Source organism: Aliiglaciecola litoralis (genome assembly GCF_039523355.1).
Classification (GTDB): domain Bacteria; phylum Pseudomonadota; class Gammaproteobacteria; order Enterobacterales; family Alteromonadaceae; genus Aliiglaciecola; species Aliiglaciecola litoralis.
This window is the reverse complement of the sequence record NZ_BAAAFD010000004.1, coordinates 217,802-237,417: the sequence shown is the minus strand read 5'-3', so window position 1 is coordinate 237,417 and position 19,616 is coordinate 217,802. Positions and strand designations below refer to the sequence as shown.

10 protein-coding genes are annotated in these 19,616 nt (G+C 42.4%); 4 read left to right on the top strand and 6 right to left on the bottom strand.

All coding sequences use genetic code 11. The annotated features are described in order from the left end of the window. Window positions 1-55: 55 nt before the first annotated feature. The gene (locus ABD036_RS09470; RefSeq protein ID WP_343859120.1) at window positions 56-670 is read left to right on the top strand and encodes a hypothetical protein; all 615 of its coding nucleotides are present in this window, start codon (window positions 56-58) and stop codon (window positions 668-670) included. 362 nt (window positions 671-1,032) lie between these two features. On the opposite strand, the gene ABD036_RS09465 is transcribed toward ABD036_RS09470, so the two are convergent. The 3 genes from ABD036_RS09465 to ABD036_RS09455 form a co-directional block, all read right to left on the bottom strand. Continuing rightward, the gene (locus ABD036_RS09465; RefSeq protein ID WP_343859117.1) at window positions 1,033-2,439 is read right to left on the bottom strand and encodes an undecaprenyl-phosphate glucose phosphotransferase; all 1,407 of its coding nucleotides are present in this window, start codon (window positions 2,437-2,439) and stop codon (window positions 1,033-1,035) included. 774 nt (window positions 2,440-3,213) lie between these two features. Further along, window positions 3,214-4,326 (bottom strand): glycosyltransferase family 4 protein, encoded by a 1,113-nt coding sequence (locus ABD036_RS09460; RefSeq protein ID WP_343859115.1) that lies wholly within the window; start codon window positions 4,324-4,326, stop codon window positions 3,214-3,216. Next, on the bottom strand, window positions 4,323-5,498 hold the full coding sequence (locus ABD036_RS09455) for a hypothetical protein (protein WP_343859113.1): 1,176 nt from the start codon (window positions 5,496-5,498) through the stop codon (window positions 4,323-4,325). Before ABD036_RS09455 ends, ABD036_RS09460 begins: the two co-directional genes overlap by 4 nt. Before the next feature lie 765 nt (window positions 5,499-6,263). On the opposite strand from ABD036_RS09455, the gene ABD036_RS09450 reads away from it, so the two are divergent. From ABD036_RS09450 to ABD036_RS09440, 3 genes are read left to right on the top strand one after another with little or no spacing between them, the layout of a single operon-like run. Further along, window positions 6,264-7,379 (top strand): glycosyltransferase family 4 protein, encoded by a 1,116-nt coding sequence (locus ABD036_RS09450; RefSeq protein WP_343859111.1) that lies wholly within the window; start codon window positions 6,264-6,266, stop codon window positions 7,377-7,379. 21 nt (window positions 7,380-7,400) lie between these two features. After that, window positions 7,401-8,144, top strand: coding sequence for a thioesterase II family protein (locus ABD036_RS09445; protein ID WP_343859108.1), 744 nt, complete (start codon window positions 7,401-7,403; stop codon window positions 8,142-8,144). Window positions 8,145-8,160: 16 nt separating this feature from the next. Then, window positions 8,161-8,880: a 4'-phosphopantetheinyl transferase family protein gene (locus ABD036_RS09440; protein ID WP_343859105.1), complete on the top strand. Its 720-nt coding sequence runs from the start codon at window positions 8,161-8,163 to the stop codon at window positions 8,878-8,880. On the opposite strand, the gene ABD036_RS09435 is transcribed toward ABD036_RS09440, so the two are convergent. The 3 genes from ABD036_RS09435 to ABD036_RS09425 are packed head-to-tail and all read right to left on the bottom strand — an operon-like array spanning window position 8,874 to window position 19,616. Beyond that, entirely contained in the window at window positions 8,874-9,746 is an 873-nt protein-coding gene (locus tag ABD036_RS09435) for an alpha/beta fold hydrolase (protein WP_343859103.1), read from the bottom strand. The genes ABD036_RS09440 and ABD036_RS09435 overlap by 7 nt on opposite strands. Further along, window positions 9,743-10,567, bottom strand: coding sequence for an alpha/beta fold hydrolase (locus tag ABD036_RS09430; protein WP_343859102.1), 825 nt, complete (start codon window positions 10,565-10,567; stop codon window positions 9,743-9,745). The genes ABD036_RS09435 and ABD036_RS09430 overlap by 4 nt, the downstream gene beginning before the upstream one ends. After that, the gene (locus ABD036_RS09425) at window positions 10,560-19,616 is read right to left on the bottom strand and encodes a non-ribosomal peptide synthetase/type I polyketide synthase (RefSeq protein WP_343859100.1); all 9,057 of its coding nucleotides are present in this window, start codon (window positions 19,614-19,616) and stop codon (window positions 10,560-10,562) included. The genes ABD036_RS09430 and ABD036_RS09425 overlap by 8 nt, the downstream gene beginning before the upstream one ends.

Genomic DNA, 19,616 nt, shown 5'->3' with positions numbered 1-19,616 from the left:
AGGTAAGCGCTATGCGATCGAGTATATCGCTTAATGGGGTTTAAAGGAGAAAACGATGAAAGCTTTAACCAAAAAACTAAGTATCACTTTTGCAATTCTAATCTCGTCTAGTCTGATGACCGCGAACGCGTCATTAATTGGTCAAGATGTCGACCTCGCGCTTATTTATGTAGAAGCTAATTCAGGCACACCGGTATTCATTGCGGAAAATGATTTGCAGAATCCAATAACCGTCAATGTTGTTGAAAACGACGTTGAAGCACCGGGTTTTATCGATGGTTTTATGGATGTTAACATCGAATCTGAAACGCTCGGCGTTCTTTTCCCCGGCGGAGTGGTCATTCAAGGTGATGCGCTGTCGTTAAATGATGCCTTGGGTTTAGGTCCTCTAGACTTTATCGGGTTACTATTTGCCAATTTGAGCTGGGGGCTCGACAACCCTGGTGAAATCACGGGAATAACAAACTTACAGACTAATATTGCGGGCTTTAGTGAATCAAACGTGTTATTCGATCAAAGCAATGTCGCCTTTAATATTTTGGACTTAGTTATTGAAGCAAACAGCTTCGTGATTGTTGATTTGGTAGTTTCACATGACATTCCAGAACCCCATACTGTCTTGATATTCGCTCTCACATTAATAAGTTTGGGCTTCACCCGCAGGAAGTAAGTACACTAATGCTGACTTGCTAAGGTCATGAAATAATAATGAACAAGCTCAGATATTGTCTCTGGGCTTTTTTTGTAGATGGGGATGTGCAAATTAGTTTTTATAACCGCAGGTCCTTCATGCAAGCATGCTTGGTGCAATATAAGCTGAGGTTATATTAATGATTAGTCGAAACTGCTATTTACTTTAAGTAGCAAATTATTACGTTAAAGCTAGTGATAATTCTAGATACTGACATTTGCCGTGGGCCATTATGGGACTCTCGCAAGAACATAAGTAACCTAGATATTACTTAGTATTTCGATTAGCCTCCCCCTTCGAAATCGACGGCAGTCTCATTCAATATAGTAAATAAATTTATACTAATAGGCGTCTCTCTTGGTTAGACAAACGTATATTGTCAAAGCAATGATTTTAAAATCAAAAAGCACTGACCAGTTTTGAATATAAAAGAGATCGTATTCAACCCGCTTTTGCATTTTATCTAAAGTTTCGGTTTCTCCCCGGAATCCATTGATTTGCGCCCACCCAGTAATTCCCGGCTTTACCGTATGCCTAAGCATATAGCTGTCTACTATTTTTCGATATTTGGTGTTATGAACTACTGCATGTGGGCGTGGCCCAACTATCGACATAGAGCCTCCTAAGACATTTAAAAACTGCGGCAATTCATCAATTGATGTTTTTCTTAAGAAGCGACCCAGTTTCGTTGTTCTTGGATCATTATTTTTAGCCTGGGGAACGTCATCTTCCTTTGTTTTGTGCGCCATACTCCGAAATTTCCATATGGTAAATTCTTTGCCATTTAACCCATAGCGCTTTTGCTTAAAAATAATAGGGCCTGGGGAATCTAATTTTATTAATATTGCAACGATTAAACAGGGCAATCCGATTACCAATAGAATAGGAAGGCATAATAAGATGTCTTCCAATCGCTTAGTCCATTCATCAACTCCGTTAAACGGGCTTTCATGAATACTAAGCACTGGAACTTCACCCAACATATCCCAATGTCCATTGAGTAAACTGTATGATTCATAGTTCTGAGCTAGATAAACGCCAGCTGTACAGTCGGAAAAAGCATCAATAATTTTGCGAATACGCTCTTCAGCGTGCAATGGAAGGGTTATATACACCATATCTATTGCGCCTGATTTTGTCTTTTCTAAAAGTTCGTCAATATTGCCTTTTATATACTCTTTGGAACATTCATCTCGTACATAACGATTATCACGGCCGCACCTATCCTCAAAGTATCCACAGAAATTCAGCCCCATCCAATGTGCATTATTGACTGTGCTAGCAACTCTTTTGCCCATCTCTGAATATCCGACTATGGCGACGTTTCTCGAATTGTAATGTTGAGAACGCAATATATGGGAAAGTTTACGAGCAATAATATGCCAAAGACTTATCATAATCGGCGTAACTATAAGCCAAGCTATAGTGACCTTATGATGGTAATAATCGAGTTGCTTAAAAACAAACCCCAAAAAAACCAGTATCAACAATGTAAACAGCCAGGCTGAGCAAAGGTTACGAATTTCTTCGACCAATGAGGAAATTCGCCACGAACGATATAGCTCTTGTTTATGCGCCATAATTAAAAATAACGTACAAGTAAGTAATATGATTAACGAGTCTTTCGGTTTCCAGTCGTTGCCCACATGCCAATGGGCAAGCCAATAGCCTGAAAAAATTAAAAATGTGTCAGTAAATTGAAAAATTGCAGAGATTTTGCTCATATGCTGGCGCATCAAACCACTCATGTAAATTCTCCCTTAACATACATTGTCAATCTCTCGTAGTGGTCGCTGACACTCGGTCATTATGATAAGCTGTAAACCGCGTTTTCAAGTGAGAACATATCAGCCAAACATCACTAAATGTTGCTGTTGATGATCGAGGCTTGTCGACCAAGTGATTGGATACCGCGTTACTCATCGGACAGGGAGATTGGGAAATTGATGCGCAAATTTCCTTGACTGATATCTCCTCAGGCAGGGCAGATAAAATTGGCGCGATAGTTTTAACCATGCATTCATCCCTTAAAGCTAGTTAGACTAAAATATTGTCAACACAAACACCTGTGCTAGAAATATATAATAGTACAAGATTGGTTAAAATGTGACCTTCTTTTGATTATTTTTTAATCGCTCCTGAGGTGTCATTTTATTGTATGATTCAGACAAGTGTGCGGTTTCGATCCATACTAATTATTCAACTTTGGATTGCGCGTCCAGACAAGCTTGCCTAAATCACTAATGGCAGACCAATGATGTGCTCATAGTTACCTGAGTAGCTTTGCTGTAATTTATTAACCTGTATCTGAAACTGGTGTAAATCGGAAAGTAATTATTTTCAGTAGATAATTAACACATGATACAAAGTGAACGGAGTTAGTTGACGGTGTAAACTACACCTAATGTAGGTTTTTAAAGCGATAGTCAGTCTCGGTATAAACTTGGAGGGCAACTCACAGCACAAATATAACTAAGATAAAGACTCATACGTTTTTATACTCTTGTGCTCGAGGTTGATTTTTAAAGCGTTAAAATCTGCTGATAAATTGACTTTAGCTCTCGGCAAACTAAATCAGGTTTCAATGCTTGTACCGAATTTTTTGCTTTGATACTCATCTCGGCATAAACGGTCTCATCGATAAGCAAGGTATTCACCGCCGCTACGAACTCATCTTGGTTATCTACAACAAACCCATTTTCACCGCTTTTTATCACTTCATTAATGCCGCCAACATTATAGGATACACATGGAATTCCTACCGCACATGCTTCTAGTATTGCATAAGGCATATTTTCTAACCTAGATGGGCACACTAGAATACGAGCTTGAGACAACTGTTTAAATATTGCATCACGCTCCAACCCACCAAGAAATGTCAGTCCTACTATTTTTTTGTTTTTGATAACCTCTTTTAATTGGGCGACATAACCTGGATCTCGAATAGCACCGGCAATGCGTGTCTCAGTACCTTCTGGGAACTCACTATGAACTTCAACCAAGCGATCTTGCCCCTTAATTTTCGCCACGTTTCCAACGCACAAAACCACAGGAGAGCTTTGGGTTCGCGCAATTTCAAACACGTCACTGGGTATTGGTTGACCTAGATTAAAGGTTCGACCGGTAATGTAAGGAGCGACTTCATTTTTAGAATATTCACTTAAAAGAATAATATTCGCTGCCAGCTTTAGTCCTCTAAAAGATTCATTAAAATAGGCCTTTCGCGTGAGCTTTCTTTTTAAGCTTTCCGAAACCAAACCATGCTCGTTAAAAAAGTGACCGTGAATGGTCAGTACATGAGGAATGTGACCGCAAAAACGCATGGCATTAACTTGGTGTGGATCTGTGAAATGTACAATATCAGGTTGGAATTCACGTATTTCCTTTACATATTGGCCATATCGAGTCGCGATATTATAGAAGGTCAATGGCCAACGTATTGGCACAATACTAACCGATATATTCTGAGCAATAGTAAGGTTACGAGATTCGCCGCGTTCAGATTTGAAATCGACAATTCTTAACTCAATATCGTCGCAATCCTTGAATCCCTCAATAAGACTAAGTGTATGTACGGATGGTCCTTTGATCATTGACTCTGCGGGGAAATCCGCAAACATTAATACTCGTTTCAAGATAATCCGTACCAGCCTAAACCTAAAGTTCGTTTGAAGCGCAATTGGCTCTCAGGATATAGTGCTTTATGTAGAAACAAACAGCTATTTAAGCGCATGAAGGTGGCAAAAATATTACTTTCTTGATGCATAAAAGTCGTCCCGCCCCGATCTTTTATCGACTCATAAACCGCCGGTTTGTCGATTAAAAATTTTAATTGATCTTTGATTGTACGTAATGGCAACTTAATTTTATTCTTGAGGGAATTTTGCTTAAGGCCTAAGGAAATAATAGGCACAATATCAAGTGGTGATAGAAATCTAAAATTCATCCAATTAAACCCACCATCTTGGCAATGATGTTTGAGTGTTCCATTATACAAATCTTTCATCCAGTCACGCAGCTCATCTTGACGATAATTAGACATACTCGCTAGTCTAACAATAAGATCAACAGTATCGAAATCACCGCAGGGATGTCCCCAGATTTCCGGGTAAACGTATCGATCTCTGTATCGGCATAACAAAATAGAGTCGATCATATTGTCAACATGATTTAGCGGACGATTGTAATAATTATAAAAAAACACTAAATGATAGGCGCCCGCCAAGCCACTACAATAGTAAGACCCTTCTTTCATACCCCACAATCCGGTTTCAGGGTCTTGCTTAGCATCCATATATTCAAACACGGCATCAACCGTTTCTTGATAAGAGCTAAACTGGGATTTATCAAACTCCAGAATATCCAGTAAAAACATAATGAAGTTACTTTCAAGGCCAGCACTACTCCAGTCGATTTCCGCTAAGTACGTATCTAGCTTTGCGCGATCACTGAGTTCGTGCAAAAACGTTAAAGGAAATTTAGGTCTACCTCCTAAAATCTGCAGAGCACAAATGGAATAATCGCAGTTCGACCATCGTAAATAAGGATTACTGCCAAGATCTGAGGGTTCTTTGAATAGTCCTGTCTCTTGGTCTTGGAAACTTTGAATATACTCAATCCAACTTGCTCGTTCTTGTTCTGAGAGTGTGTCAATTGATCCGGTGAGATCTCGGATCATGACCGCCAAACATGAACTTATTAATCCTGGTTCTCCAATTCTTGAGAACCGATATACGCAAGGAGCATTTTCTTGCAGCGAGGCTATGTAACTATCTACTTGGTTTATCACTTTTGCTATATCATGCATTTCAACAAAAACCTCATTTCCAAATATTTCCTTGAATCGAAAACATTCAAGTTCCCTGTTATAAAGCGCTATGTCGGCTTGGTTATAACTGTCTAATTATTAACCATATTAAACAGGTAAATTTCATTAGTACAGTTTATTTGTAACCAGCTACTCTATATCTCTTAGTATTACATGCCAAACTTGTAGCGCTATATCAACATAGTCTAGGCCAAAGGAATTTGGCAAGGAACCAAACGAAAATTGCAGTTAAAACACTTGCAACTATCCGATTGAGAGTGAATTACACGAGCAGACTCGCCTTACTGTATTGAAGAGAGTTGCCATGTAATACTGATTATAAATAGGTAAATAAAAGTAGAGGGCGAGGCATAATCTCGCTGTCATTGCTAACTATTATCGAATTAAGCGCAATAAAAAATTGTCATAAAGCTCAATCCTAGTCTACCGTATCTATAAGCAAGTTCAGGATTGAACAATTCTGCTTTACTAATTAAAAGTGCGATTATGCCCGCCTTATTAATTGTCGTAGTCAATGCCACAAGAAGTTATCAAGTTCATTGTTCAACTCAGATTTGCCTAGACGCCAAAACCAACACTATATTGCCGTGAGCAGTAGCAGCAAGAATAACGACAACAACAGAGCGTTAATAATTACAAATCAACGTGATTTTCAGGTTTTGTAGAGTATTCGTAGCCTAAATTTAATAATTTGCTTTTAACGTTGAAGAAGGACATTTTACGTAAACTAAGGGTAGGTATTGAATGCGAATTGTGATCACGACAACGCTAAACAATAATTTGTTTCATGCTAAGTTGACCCCACTTTTAAGAAGTCGTGAGGACATAGAGTTAGTCGTTGTTAGTGACCGACAAGGTCATTATTACGATGGCATAACGTGGGTTTACCCACAAGGCAGGATCCGAATATTGGGTCGTCTGCTGTCGCGTTTTGTACTGTTATTGCGAGAAGTCTTTCGCAAAGACACTAAGCTGGTTATGGCATACAGTTTGATACCTCACGGGTTGTTTGCAGTGTTTGCAGCAAAGCTAAGGCGTGTCCCTGTCTTTCTGCATTTTATTGCAGGTCCAGCCGAACTAAATTTTGCCCACGATATCAGGGTCACAGACAATCGTTTGATAGAAAATACTAATTGGCCGAAGGTATGGGAAAAAATAGCTGCTTTTTTTGCTCGTCGTGCAGATAAAATTTTTGTTCCTGGCTCCGTTACAGCCGCTTCACTTTTACAAAATGGAATTTGTTCGAAGCAGATTGAAATATTGCATAGTACATCCGATCTAAGTAAATACAGCTTGCCTAAAAAAAATCAATTAAGAGACATAGACATCATTGTTTGCGCTCAACTAAGAGAGCGAAAACGACCGATGTTTACATTAGATGTCATTCAAGAAATGGTCAAAGCAAACCCTAAAATTACGGTGTGTTGGCTAGGTGACGGCGTGATGCACGACGAGTTTAAAGTGGCTATCACTCAAAAAGGCTTACAAGACAATCTAATTTGGCTGGAAACCGATGATGTGGCTGATTTTTTTCGTCGAGCAAAATTGTTTTTATTATGTTCCGTGAATGAAGGTTTATCGTTGGCGAGTTTAGAAGCCATGTCATGTGGCGTCGTGCCAATTGTTGCACGTTGTGGCGATATGGAATACGCGATCAAATCAGACCATAACGGCATTATATTAGAGCAAGACGCACAAGTAGCTGACTATGTTAAGCAACTGCAAAAATTACTTTCTGAGCAAAGTGAAATTAAACGCCTTAGTCGCAATGCTCGAACCGAAATCGAGCAACACCACAGTTTTGCAGCAGCCGAGAAAAAATGGCATGCGTTACTAGCAGACATCAGTCCAATTAACTAATCACGTTATGAAAATTTCACAATGACTTCTCTCTGCAGCCCGTGGTTTAAAGCCCAAGCAACCAACTCTAATGGCAAAATTAGACTATTCTGCTTCCCATTTGCCGGTGCTGGCGCTTCTGCATATCAGGGATGGCAACAGCATTTGCATCCAGACATCCAGTTGATATCAGTACAATTACCAGGTAGAGAGAATAGATTTTCTGAGCCTGCCATTAGTGACATGGCCGAGCTACTAGCACTTCTTACACCGTTATTCACCCCATTCACGCTAACCCCATGGGCGGTGTTTGGGCATAGTATGGGGGCCGCGATAAGTTATCAGTTAGTCAATAGGCTAACCGAACTCGGTTGTTCACCACCAATCCGTTTATTTGTCTCTGCAAAAACGCCTCCACATATGCCCCCAAGCGCTGAATTGATCGGGGATTTGCCGGATCAACAGCTGATCGAGACATTAGCTCAGCGCTATAAAGCTGATGTGTCGACTCCGGGGCGGGAATTACTCGAGTTGATGCTACCTACTCTGCGTGCTGATTTCAGGCTGATTGAATCACCGTTCGCTGGTAGATTGAACGTAATTCCCTCACCTATTACGGCCTTTAATGGCAGCCTAGACCACTCCGTGGACGCCCAACAAATGTCGCAATGGAGCAGATATTCCAATGATGAATTTGAACAAATAGAAGTGAATGGACCTCACTTTTACCTTCAAAGCGCTGCGCGGATGTTAACCACTATAATCAATGCGAGGCTGCATCTATGATTCGTGAAATTTCACCATGACATTGAATGAGCACATATTCATCCCGCTAACCAAGGATTGCATTGATCTTTGGGTTGTTGATCTTCATACACAACTGGAGCTTCTTCCCTCTAACGCAATCGATATGTCATCAAGCCCTTTAGATCAGCAGGAAATTGCGCAATTAAATCGCTTTAAGTATGATCGTGATAGACGAAGCTTTTATTTGCGCAGAGTAGCATTACGACATATTTTGGCCAAATACAGCGGCATCTCTGCACATGAATTGGTGATTAACAGAGAAAAGCAACATAAACCAGTATTGCCTCATTACAGTGTTGAATTTAATACTTCTGTGACTGCGGGCTATGCACTTATTGGCATCAGTAATCTGCCTATTGGCATAGACATTGAGTATCATAAAAACCTAAAAGATGAGTTTATTACTTTAGGCCAATCAGTATTCTCCTCCCGCGAATTTGCCGAACTACAAAATCAACAAGATCCTTGCAAGATAAACCATACGTTTTATAGTTTGTGGTGTTTGAAGGAGGCTTATTTAAAAGCAATTGGGCTGGGGCTTTCAGTTGATCCCAGACTACTTACCTTTGATTTAGCAACACGAACATTGTTAAGCGCACCTACACAAACAACTAGCATTGATTGGTATTTTCATCTTCCGCTACTTTTTACTAATTACTCATGCGCTATCGCAACACCTATTGCCACTCCGAATATTCGACTGATAAATTATTGAATCGGTGTTATCCAGCTTTCGACAATATCGATAAATTGTTGTTGATGACTAAGATTGGTAAACAAATGATCTGCCCCATCAATAACGCAAACCTCTACCATTGGATGTTGCTGGAAGTGATTCAGTTTATCGCCCATTAAAACTCGTAAAAACTCCTGACTGATATCCAAGCCAGATATTAGCATTAAAACACGCACTTCACGCTCAAGGAGCCGTTCCATTTCGTCAGCAAAAGAAGCTGATTGCGCGTTGTTTTTGTCACTTTCACTATTCTGAGGATCAGCAGTCTTCATTACTACACTTTTAACCGACTTCCCCAAAGTAGAAAACAGTCGTTGATAGTTTACGTTGCCAGTTACGAGGTTTCTCCAAGCATCTAATCTAAACAGTGAGTTTCGCCAATATCGCTGTGACCAAGCTTGCTCTGTCAACTGGTTATTGACAGTGTCATCTTGATAATTGATTAAGACAGTGGCTATCACTCTATGGTCAACCAAGGCAGCTTTAAATGCGCAATAAGCGCCCGAGCAGATTCCTGCCAAAATAAACTGGGTAAAACCTCGCCTTTGCAAATAGTCCATCACTTCTTTTGGCTCTTGAGTGGCAATTTGGTAAATCGATAAATTGTCTGGCCTAGCGATACTGTCGCCGATTCCAGATAAATCAAACCTAATAGTATGTTTTCCCTTGCTGGCAAGACATCTTGCTAAACGCGTATACAACCTTGCAGGACCGGCGTGATGTATTAAACCCGAATTTAACAGCAGCACGGCCGTTTTAGGGTCTTTACCTTCGGTCACCAAGCCGGCCGAATAAATCGCGGCTAAACTTTTAGTTGGCCCTACCAATAGTGCTTCTTCATTCATTTAAATGCTCCTTGAAGCCAGCTCACCATAGCATGCACTATGTGCATAGGCACCCGAGCTTCCATTGCCTCTTGATCCCATATTCGACTACCTTTGCTATCTATAAAAAAGCTGTGGCCGAGGTTAAGGAGCGCTTGTTGCGACTGCCATTGGTGGGTTTGTTCATCAACAATACAATGATACTTAGGGATTTCAGTTAATATTTTCTGCTGGGTAAGATTTAGTTTGTGTAATTGGTCCTGCACTTTTGCCGACAACGGGAAACCCAATACTTCGGTAATTTGATCTGTCTTCAAGTCATATCCCAGCGCTTGCTGATGGGCTATTTGCACATCTCGCCAATGGGCAACAACCTGCTTCCCTTTTAGACACGGAGACCACAGTACTGAACCGACAACATCACGCCGCTCCAAGGTCACTTGATGTGCGATAGTAGCACCAAGCCTAAGACCACATAACACGACTTGCTGGGCGCCGGTGCGTTGTTTAAAAAAATCGATGGCTCTATGGGTATCGGCACGCCAATTGTTAAAATCAACCTGTTCATAATGTCCAGCTGAATCTCCGGTCCCGACATAGTCAAAACGCAACACATTAAACCCGGCTTTAGCTAACGCTGAAGCAAGTTGCTTTAGTGCTCGATGGCAACGCTCATATTCGTGAGCTAAGGGTGGGCAAATAATAATCGGAGTTGCTTTTTTAAAGGTATGCAATACCTCATGATGGCAGCCGTACAAACTCTCTTCTTTAAAGCCAATAAACAATGGTTGAATTTTCTCTTGAGACTTTACAGCAAACTCCTCGTTATGCTCCTTATACATCCGACGACTCCTTTTGTGGAACGAATTGATCTTGATAAATAGAGGCAATTTGTCCCACTGATTGCTGAAAAAGCTCGCCTGGGTGGATCCTAACGCCAGTTTCTCGCTCAATACCATCCACGACTTTCATCGATAACAGAGAATGCCCGCCTAAGTCGAAGAAGTTATCGAACCGACCCACTTGTGAGGTATTCAACACCTCGCCAAACACGTTAGCAACAAGCCGCTCAGCGTCTGTTTCTAATGCATCTATTAAGGCCGGCAATTCATATTCTATGGATGGTTCAACTAGGGCTTTTCTGTCAATCTTATTGTTTGGGGTTTTGGCAAACTCATCCAGCCAAACAAAAGTTGCCGGTACCATGTAATTCGGCAAGACTTCAAGTAAGAAGTCACGCAAGTCTAGATTGCTAGGTGGACTATCAGATGAGGGACGTAACCAAGCCACCAGCTTTTTGCTCTCCTCTTCACCTCGAATGCCAACCACCGCTTCTGATACCGCTGGGTGAGCACTAAGACGCATTTCGATTTCCCCTAACTCAATTCGATAGCCTCTGAGTTTGACTTGATTGTCAAAACGCCCGAGCACGGTGAATTCACCATTAGGTAAACGCTGAGCAGCATCGCCTGTGCGATAGACTCGCCCCGTGCGTAAACCTTTTATAGGGTTCTCGACAAATTGATTTTCAGTTAATTCCTGCCGTTTGTAGTAGTCCCTCACCACACCTTCGCCACCTATCAATAATTCGCCTGTGATACCAGCTGGCAACATGTTCATGTTGTTATCAACAACGTAAAATTGAGTGTTGTGTATTGGTTCGCCAATAGTGATCTGATTAGAAGCAGTGGTGATCTGTTTCACAGATGACCACACACAGGTTTCGGTTGGGCCATACATGTTCCAAATACACTGAGTTAGCGGTAGTAATTTATTGCACAATTCATTGGTGAGAGCCTCTCCTCCACAAAGCGCTCTCAATTCAAGAGGTTTGCTCCAACCGCACTGCAATAACAGTTGCCATGTGGCAGGGGTAGCTTGCATGACCGTTGCTTGACAAGTTTGCAACAAATCTAACAGCTTATTACCGTCTGCCGTTTGACTGGACTCGGCGATGACTAATTGAGCCCCAACCACTAAAGGTAACCAAAGCTCAAGCACATGAATATCAAAACTTATGGTGGTCACCGCAACAAAAACGTCCTGTTCATTTAGTCCCGGTTTTAGCGCCATACTCAACAGGAAATTAACCACATTTCGACGTTCTATACGCACGCCTTTAGGCATACCAGTAGAGCCTGATGTGTAAATTATATAAGCTAAATCGGTGCTTTTCGCAGCGCTTTGCAGGGGCTCACTGCCCTCCTCACCTCGTTGCCAATTATCGACTAATAACGCGTCACAAGGACAATCGGTTAGAGTGTTAAATAATGCTTCATTACTGAGTAATAACTTAGCTTCGGCGTCCCGCAACATGTAATCAATGCGATCCTTTGGAAAACTAGGATCCAATGGCACATAGCACGCGCCTGAGCGCAACACAGCTAGCATCGCCACCAACATATCGATGCTGCGGTCCATGTAAATGGCTATCGGGACTTCAGGCTCGGCACCTAAATCCTGCAGTTGCTTCGCCAAACTAGCTGACTGTTGCTCTAGTTGTTGATATGAAAGACTATCACTACCACAACGTAGCGCCTTTGGATGATTATTTTGGGACAATTTAGCAGTCAGCAAATACTCTAAACTGGTATCGGCATCAGGTGAATGTGTTTGTGCAAAGGAAAATGGCAACTGATTCTTGCTTTGCGATAATATCATCTGTGATTGCTGGTCTTGAGTGAGAAGTTGAAGTTGCTTTATCTTGATCTGCGGGTTGTCCGTCGCTTGTTCCAACAAATAACAATAATGTAGACAAAATTGTTCAATTCGCTGTTTATCAAACAACTGGGTATTGAACTCAATCCAGGCGTTTAATGATGCTGCTTGGTTAATATATTGACTGCCTTTTTCGTATACATATAAACTCAAATCGAATTCAGATATCCGGTTATGGACTTCTTCGGGTTGCATATTGATTATGTTTTTATGAGATTCTGGAGCATCGCCTTGCGGGGCATTCATGAATACCATCATTACCTGAAAAAGCGGGGACTGGCTTCTATCCCGTTCAGGGTTAATCGCCTGTACCACTTTTTCAAAGGGCACATCTGCATGTTCATTAGCATCTAGCACTTCATTTTTTACATGTGACAATAATTGTTTAAAGGTTTTATCAGGACTGAGATCGCTGCGAAGGACCAGATTATTAACGAGCAGACCTATAATACTTTCAAACTCCCGTTTCGAGCGATTGGCTACCGGTGTTCCAACTACAATATCGGTTTGGCCGCTGTACTTGGCCAACAAGACTTTAAAGATAGCCAGCATAACCATATTGACTGAAACACCGTTCGCGATGCAAAAAGCGCGTACCTTAGTGATGACATGAGCGCTAAGGCTTAGATCAACCCTATCCCCTTCGAAAGTCTGCAAAGGTGGTCTGGGTCTGTCTGTGGGTAGCGTTAATCGCGTAGGAATACCCGCTAACTTCTGACACCAATAATCTAAACTTTGACTAAGTTGAGGGGTATCCATTGCCGCACGTTGCCAGGTTACAAAGTCGGTGTATTGAGAACTGGTAGTAATGGCGGGAGGCAAACCATTGGCAAGTTGCTGATAGGCATCTTGCAATTGCTTAAAGAACAATTGCATTGACCATGCATCGACAACTATATGATGAATCGTAATCAACAAATAGTGATTCGCTTCATTCTGCTTCAATAGCTTAAAACGTAACAATGGCCCTTGTTGCAGATCAAAAGGTTGGGCTATTTCATGCTCGGAGATGATCGACAAAATATCTTCGATTTTCTGCGCACCTGACATTTCCATTTGGGAGTCGAAGTTTTCGATCGGCAAATCTATCTTTACACTTTGCAATATTTTTTGTCGAGGTTCGCCCGCTTGTTTAGCAAAGCAAGTGCGCAAACTTTGATGAGACGCTAATATTGCGTTAATAGCGTCTCTCAAGTGCTGATGATTGAGTTTACCGGAGATTTTCAGTACGGAATGCTTGTTGTGCAAAGTTGATTGTTGTTCTATTTGCTCTAAAAACCAGACTCGTTCCTGAGCGAACGACAAGGGTAACAAATCGGATTGTTCTGGCGGTGCATTTTCCTGTAGTGAAACCGAGTCAGGCTCTCCTACTGGAAACAGAGAATCAAGTGATGGCGTTAATCTAGCAACCAAAGACTCAACAAGAGCCTTGTAGTTATTCAACAATGTCTCAATCGTGTGGACATGATGATAATTTTCACTATAGCCTAAATTAATATTCACCTGTCCTTTTGCTATCCACACACTAAATTCAAAAGTGTGCGTGCGTTGTTGGGTCGGATGACGACTGGCTTTGCATACTGTGGTGGGAGAGAAGGCGCTCAAAGTACTAGATTGGCTAACATTTCCTAAATATAAGAAAACCACTTCTGGTTTAGGTAAGGATAATTCAGCGGCACATAGACCAAAGCCTAAACCAAAATCACTGGCGTAATCTGCCTTGAGGCGAATTGATTCGACTGCCGATTTGGCGTCATTTTGACTTGGTACCTCACAAAAAAACGGGAAGGCTTTAGTAAACCATCCCACAGTGCGACTCATATCGAGTTCACTGTCGAGCGCGTCGCGACCATGCTCTTCTAACTCAATTAACAATCGTGACTGACCGGTAAAGTCAGCCATTGCCATGAGTAAACCACACAGCAGCACATCCTTGGGTTGAACGCCAAATTTGACCAACTCTTTGGTAAGTTGCTTGGTTACTGATGACGATAGTAATACCGTCGACTGCTGGGCTGATTCTACATTGTTCAATAAGCCAAACACATCTTTGGGTAACGGTAATGGCGTTAATCCTTGATACCTCTGCCAATACTCCCGTTGTGAAACACAATCTGTACTTTCAGCGAACGTAAGTAGCGCGTTTGACCAGTGTTTAAAGGACGAACTTTTAGGCGCCAATTGAATGGCTTTACTCGTTGAAAGTTGTTGCCAAGCAGTCAGCAAATCATTGACCAAAATATTCAAAGAAACGATATCGATCAATAAATGATGGATCAACACCAACAGTTGTGCGGAATTATCATGACTATTTTGAAGGTGCACAAATCGGTACAAACAGCCGCCATTCAAATCGAATTGTGCACTCAGTTCGTTAACATAGTGTTCCAATCGTTGTTGATAATCGTCTTTCTTCCAACTTGATACGTCAATGGCGAGAAACCCATCATCAGGTATGGATACGTAATCTTGGATTTGCTGTGTCCATTGGCTACCTTTGGCATAAAACTGAGCGCGAAGCATGTCATGTTGCTGAATTATGATGTCGAGTAGTTTACGTAATTGTGGGGTTTCAATTTGTTTCGGCAACGCTAGAACCTGATACAAATTCCAGTGCTGTGGATGATTGAAATCATTGGCAAAGAACCAATTTTGGATTGGCGTCAGTGGCACTTCCCCGCAGACAATATTAATGGGATTGGACGACGTTTGCTCCGTTACTGCCACGCTCTTCGTATTGGTAGTCACCTGATCTTCAACTAAAATTGCTAATTCAGCTATAGTTTGGTTTTCAAATACTTGTCGGGCGGTAATTTTCAGCCCTTGCTGTGCAGCTCTAGAGGTGAGTTGTAGGCTGACAATGGAATCTCCACCAAGTTCGAAGAAATTATCCTGCGTCGTTACCTCTTCAACGCCTAGAAGGTCATGCCAAATTGACATCAATATGCGTTCTGCTGGGCTTAGTGATGGATCTTCGATCTCAGCATGCTCATCAACCGACCTTAACTCATTCGCAGAAGAGGCTTCTTCTAATCCGCTGATAAAGCCATAGCTGGGCATCAGGTTACGGGTAGAAACCACGGCTTGGCGAAGCCCAGAGTGCAAACAGCGCACCATTGCTTCTGTACCTTGCTGAGGATCAATTCTGCCTTCTGCGCTGGGAGCCCCGGCGGCTTGACTCATTGTGCTTCCGGACCAAGCATCCCAATTGATACTGATGATTGGAGTGTTGTTCGTATACAAATTACTATTAGCTAGGGCATCTAAGTAATAATTTGCCGCTGCATACTCACCGCGCCCTGGCCGGTCAATAAATGAGGTCAATGATGAGCAAAGGATCAAGAAATCTAACGATTGGTCAGCAAAGGTTTCGCATAGCCCCCAAGTACCTTTAACTTTTGCAGCAAAGACATCTTCTATTTCACCTTGTTGCAAGTTAGCCACGATACCGCCACCGGGAATACCTGCAGCATGGATAACACCATCAATGCCACCAAACCGATCCTGTATGGTTTGTTTTAGCTGTTGCATTGCACGAAGATCTGACACATCTGCAGCAAGCACGCAAATCTCACCACTACTTTTCTCTTTTAACTGGCTGATTGCATGGAGTTTTTTTGCTGTGGGATTGTCATCAGGGTTTTGTGCTAACCATTTTTTTGCATCGTCGTCTTCAGGTAAAGTTTGTCGAGAAACCAAAATCAAATTAGCTTGAAAATTCTCAACTAAATAGTGTGCAAAAGCCAGCCCCATGGAACCTAAGCCACCGGTAATCAAGTAAGTTGCAGCGGTTTTAAATCTTAAGGGGATTACCTTGGGATCAGGCAGGCACGTGGGTTGTAACACTTGGGTCCAGCAATTTCCGAATTCGAAATTGACTAACATTGCATCGCCTTGGACACGCATTTCACGCAATAAGTCTTGTTCATTCACTTCTTCAGCGAGATTGATAAAGCGAAGGTTAATGCCCGGATATTCAGCTTTTATGCTGCGTAACAAACCCAATGGCATAAGCCTTTGCGGATCCACAGCAGCCATAGGATTCATCGCGCATGCGAGTGTTGTTACATAACTTAAATTTATCTTTGTTAAGTCGAGCAGATTAAGCAATGGCTGCAGCACATTGAGCAAATCATAAAATGCGTGACTTGTAGGCGCAGTACTCAAATCAAGCTCGGATCCCTGTTCAGTCAAAATAGCCAGATGGGTTATCTGTTGAACAGCGGACTTGTGGTTATTGATCTGCGTAAGATCCAAGGGGCTCCCGGATGAATAGACAATTGACGTTATCGAGGCGACACCTTGTTCAGTAAGGGTCTTCGTTAGGTCGCCTAATCGCTTTGAATTCGCAGAGACTAATAACCATGACTCTTCGGATATGGGGGACGATGTCATTGGTGAGTGCCAAGACTGCCAGCTCGGAACATAAAACCATTTATCTAAAGGTTGCTTTATATCAATGTTTTGCTTATACGCTAGCGCCAACTTACCAACGTTTTCAGGTAAAGGCTCAACCCAGCATTTCGTTCTTTGAAATGGGTAGGTTGGAATGGCCACTCGCCGCCCCGTTGGAGGGGTCAATGTATCTGGTAAATGGATACCTGTCGTCCAAAGTTTCGCTTGCGCAGCTTCAAAAACGTCATTATCTGAGGCCGTCTCCAGCGGATGTTTCAACGAGCTCACACACTGTACTTGAGCCGGCTTGTCAGAACATGATCTCAGCAGTGAACTTAATGTATTGCCTGGACCACACTCTAAATAAGTATAGTTATTTTGCTGCATCAGTGTATTAGCTGCACTTGCGAAATTGACACTTTGACGTATGTTGTCCAGCCAATATTGAGGCGTTCTGATCCGCTGGCTATCAATTAAATCGCCAGTAACAGTCGACACTATTGGAATAGAGGGTGCATGCAACGTGCAACAATCTAACGTTTCTAGGAATGGGGCTAAAATTGGCTCCATCATGCCGGAATGAAAAGCGTGAGAGGTGTTTAACCGTTTGCATGCGATATTCTCTGCTGCCAAAATATCAACAAGCTCGGCCACCCGATTAGTTGGGCCTGACACAACGCATAGAGCAGGTGAGTTCAATGCAGCAATGGAAAGTGAATCGTCTAGAAAGGGCTCGACATCATCAACTGAGCTCTGAACTGACAACATGTCACCGGCGGGAAGCGCTTGCATCAGCGCACCGCGCCTTGCTACCAACATTAAGGCATCTTCTAAGCTGAAAACACCGGCAATACAAGCCGCTGCGTATTCTCCAATACTATGACCAACCACAATAGATGGCTCTAAACCATTGGCTTGCCAGAGCTTGGCCAGACCGTATTCAATCACAAACAACGCCGGTTGGGTGCAAGCGGTCTGAGTTAATTTTTCAGCCCCTTCACTTTTTTGTTGAGCATCTTGTGGATACAAAATGTGTCGAATATCAAACTGCAAGTGGGGTAGCAATAACTCTGCACACAAGTCGACTTGTTGCTTGAAAATCGGTTGGTTATCATACAAGTCGCGGCCCATGTTTATATATTGTGAGCCTTGCCCAGGAAACATAAATACAGTAGCTGTGGATTCACACTCTATTTGGGAGCTGACCACAGAGGGTAAATTGTGCTCTTGTAGTTTTGCCAAAGCATCTTGCTTACTGCTGCAAACTAACGCGCGCCTAAAAGCAAATTTCTCTCGGCCTTGATGTAAAGTAAAAGCAATATCACGCAGCGCTGGACTGGTGTCCTGGGTTAACAACTTAATTAGTTTTTCAGCATATTGGTCTAACCCTTTTTTACTTTGAGCTGACCAGCCTAGCAAAATAGGGTTCTCGGGTGGCTCATGGATTTCCGGCAAGAGATCTTCTGGCGTTTCTTCAACAATAATGTGGGCGTTAGTGCCGCCTATTCCGAATGAACTAACGCCACCACGCCTAGGGTAGCGGCCAGATTTCCAAGGTGTACTTTGATAATTGACATAAAAGGGGGTTTTTTCAAACTCTATGATGGGATTGGGACGTTGATAATTAAGGCTCGGCGGAAGGGTTTTATGCTTTAACGCCAATACGGTTTTAATTAATCCTGCAACACCGGCTCCAGCATCCAAATGCCCAATGTTAGTTTTGACCGAGCCGACAGCACAAGATCCTATCTGAGCCTCGTTGGCGAAGGCTTTCGACAAAGCCGAGATTTCGATAGGGTCGCCCATTGGTGTGCCCGTGCCATGACACTCAATATTAGTAATAGAATCAGCTGTTACGTCTGCCATCAACATGGCTGTTTGAATCACATCTACTTGCCCGTCCATACCCGGCGCTGTGTATCCAACTTTAGCTTGAGCATCATTGTTAGAAGCTGAACCTAGAATAATAGCTTCAATGTGATCGCCGTCATTAATTGCATCGGCAAGGCGCTTAAGCACCACTATGCCCCCTCCATCACCTTTCAAAGTGCCATTCGCATCAGCATCAAATGCATGGCAATGACCGTCTGGAGAATAAATCATGCCTTCTTGATACTGGTATCCCCAATTTTCGGGTAAAGTAATAGACACACCACCAGCCATAGCGATATCACATGCACCGGCGATCAACTGTTGGCAAGCCACATGAGTGGCAACAAGAGACGTTGAACAGGCCGATTGAATGGTAAAACTCGGGCCGCTTAAACCTAATTTGTAACTCGCGCGAGTAGAAAGAAAATCACTTTGATTCAAGACGTTAGCTTGAAATTCTGAAATAGCAGCCAGTACTTTATGATTTTTCCGAACATTTGCTTCTAAGTAAGTATTGGTGGAAGTCCCGGCAAATATTCCTACTGGCACTTGCATTGATTTGGGCGCATAACCGGCGTTTTCCAATGCTTCCCAGGACAATTCTAAGAAAAGGCGCTGTTGGGGATCCATTACACCGGCTTCTCTTGGTGTGTAGCCAAACAGCTTGTGATCGAACATATCGTAATTGTTTACTACACCGTGAGCAGGAACGAAATTAGCTTGTGAGACGACTTGTGGGTCGTGGCCTAAATCAATCAATTCTTGCTGACTAAAACGACGAATAGATTCAACACCGTTATTCAAGTTGTCCCAGAATGCTTCGGGACTATCTGCACCAGGAAAACGGCATGCGATACCAATTACTGCAATCTCAAAGCCACTGTATCTGTCTTCTAGATCACTCAT

Coding starts and splice junctions, on each gene's coding strand:
- ABD036_RS09470 (WP_343859120.1), top strand. CDS start 56: ATGAAAGCTTTAACCAAAAAACTAAGTATCACTTTTGCAATTCTAATC.
- ABD036_RS09465 (WP_343859117.1), bottom strand. CDS start 2,439: ATGAGTGGTTTGATGCGCCAGCATATGAGCAAAATCTCTGCAATTTTT.
- ABD036_RS09425 (WP_343859100.1), bottom strand. CDS start 19,616: ATGAGTGATCTAGAAGACAGATACAGTGGCTTTGAGATTGCAGTAATT.
- ABD036_RS09440 (WP_343859105.1), top strand. CDS start 8,161: ATGACATTGAATGAGCACATATTCATCCCGCTAACCAAGGATTGCATT.
- ABD036_RS09435 (WP_343859103.1), bottom strand. CDS start 9,746: ATGAATGAAGAAGCACTATTGGTAGGGCCAACTAAAAGTTTAGCCGCG.
- ABD036_RS09455 (WP_343859113.1), bottom strand. CDS start 5,498: ATGCATGATATAGCAAAAGTGATAAACCAAGTAGATAGTTACATAGCC.
- ABD036_RS09450 (WP_343859111.1), top strand. CDS start 6,264: ATGCGAATTGTGATCACGACAACGCTAAACAATAATTTGTTTCATGCT.
- ABD036_RS09445 (WP_343859108.1), top strand. CDS start 7,401: ATGACTTCTCTCTGCAGCCCGTGGTTTAAAGCCCAAGCAACCAACTCT.
- ABD036_RS09430 (WP_343859102.1), bottom strand. CDS start 10,567: ATGTATAAGGAGCATAACGAGGAGTTTGCTGTAAAGTCTCAAGAGAAA.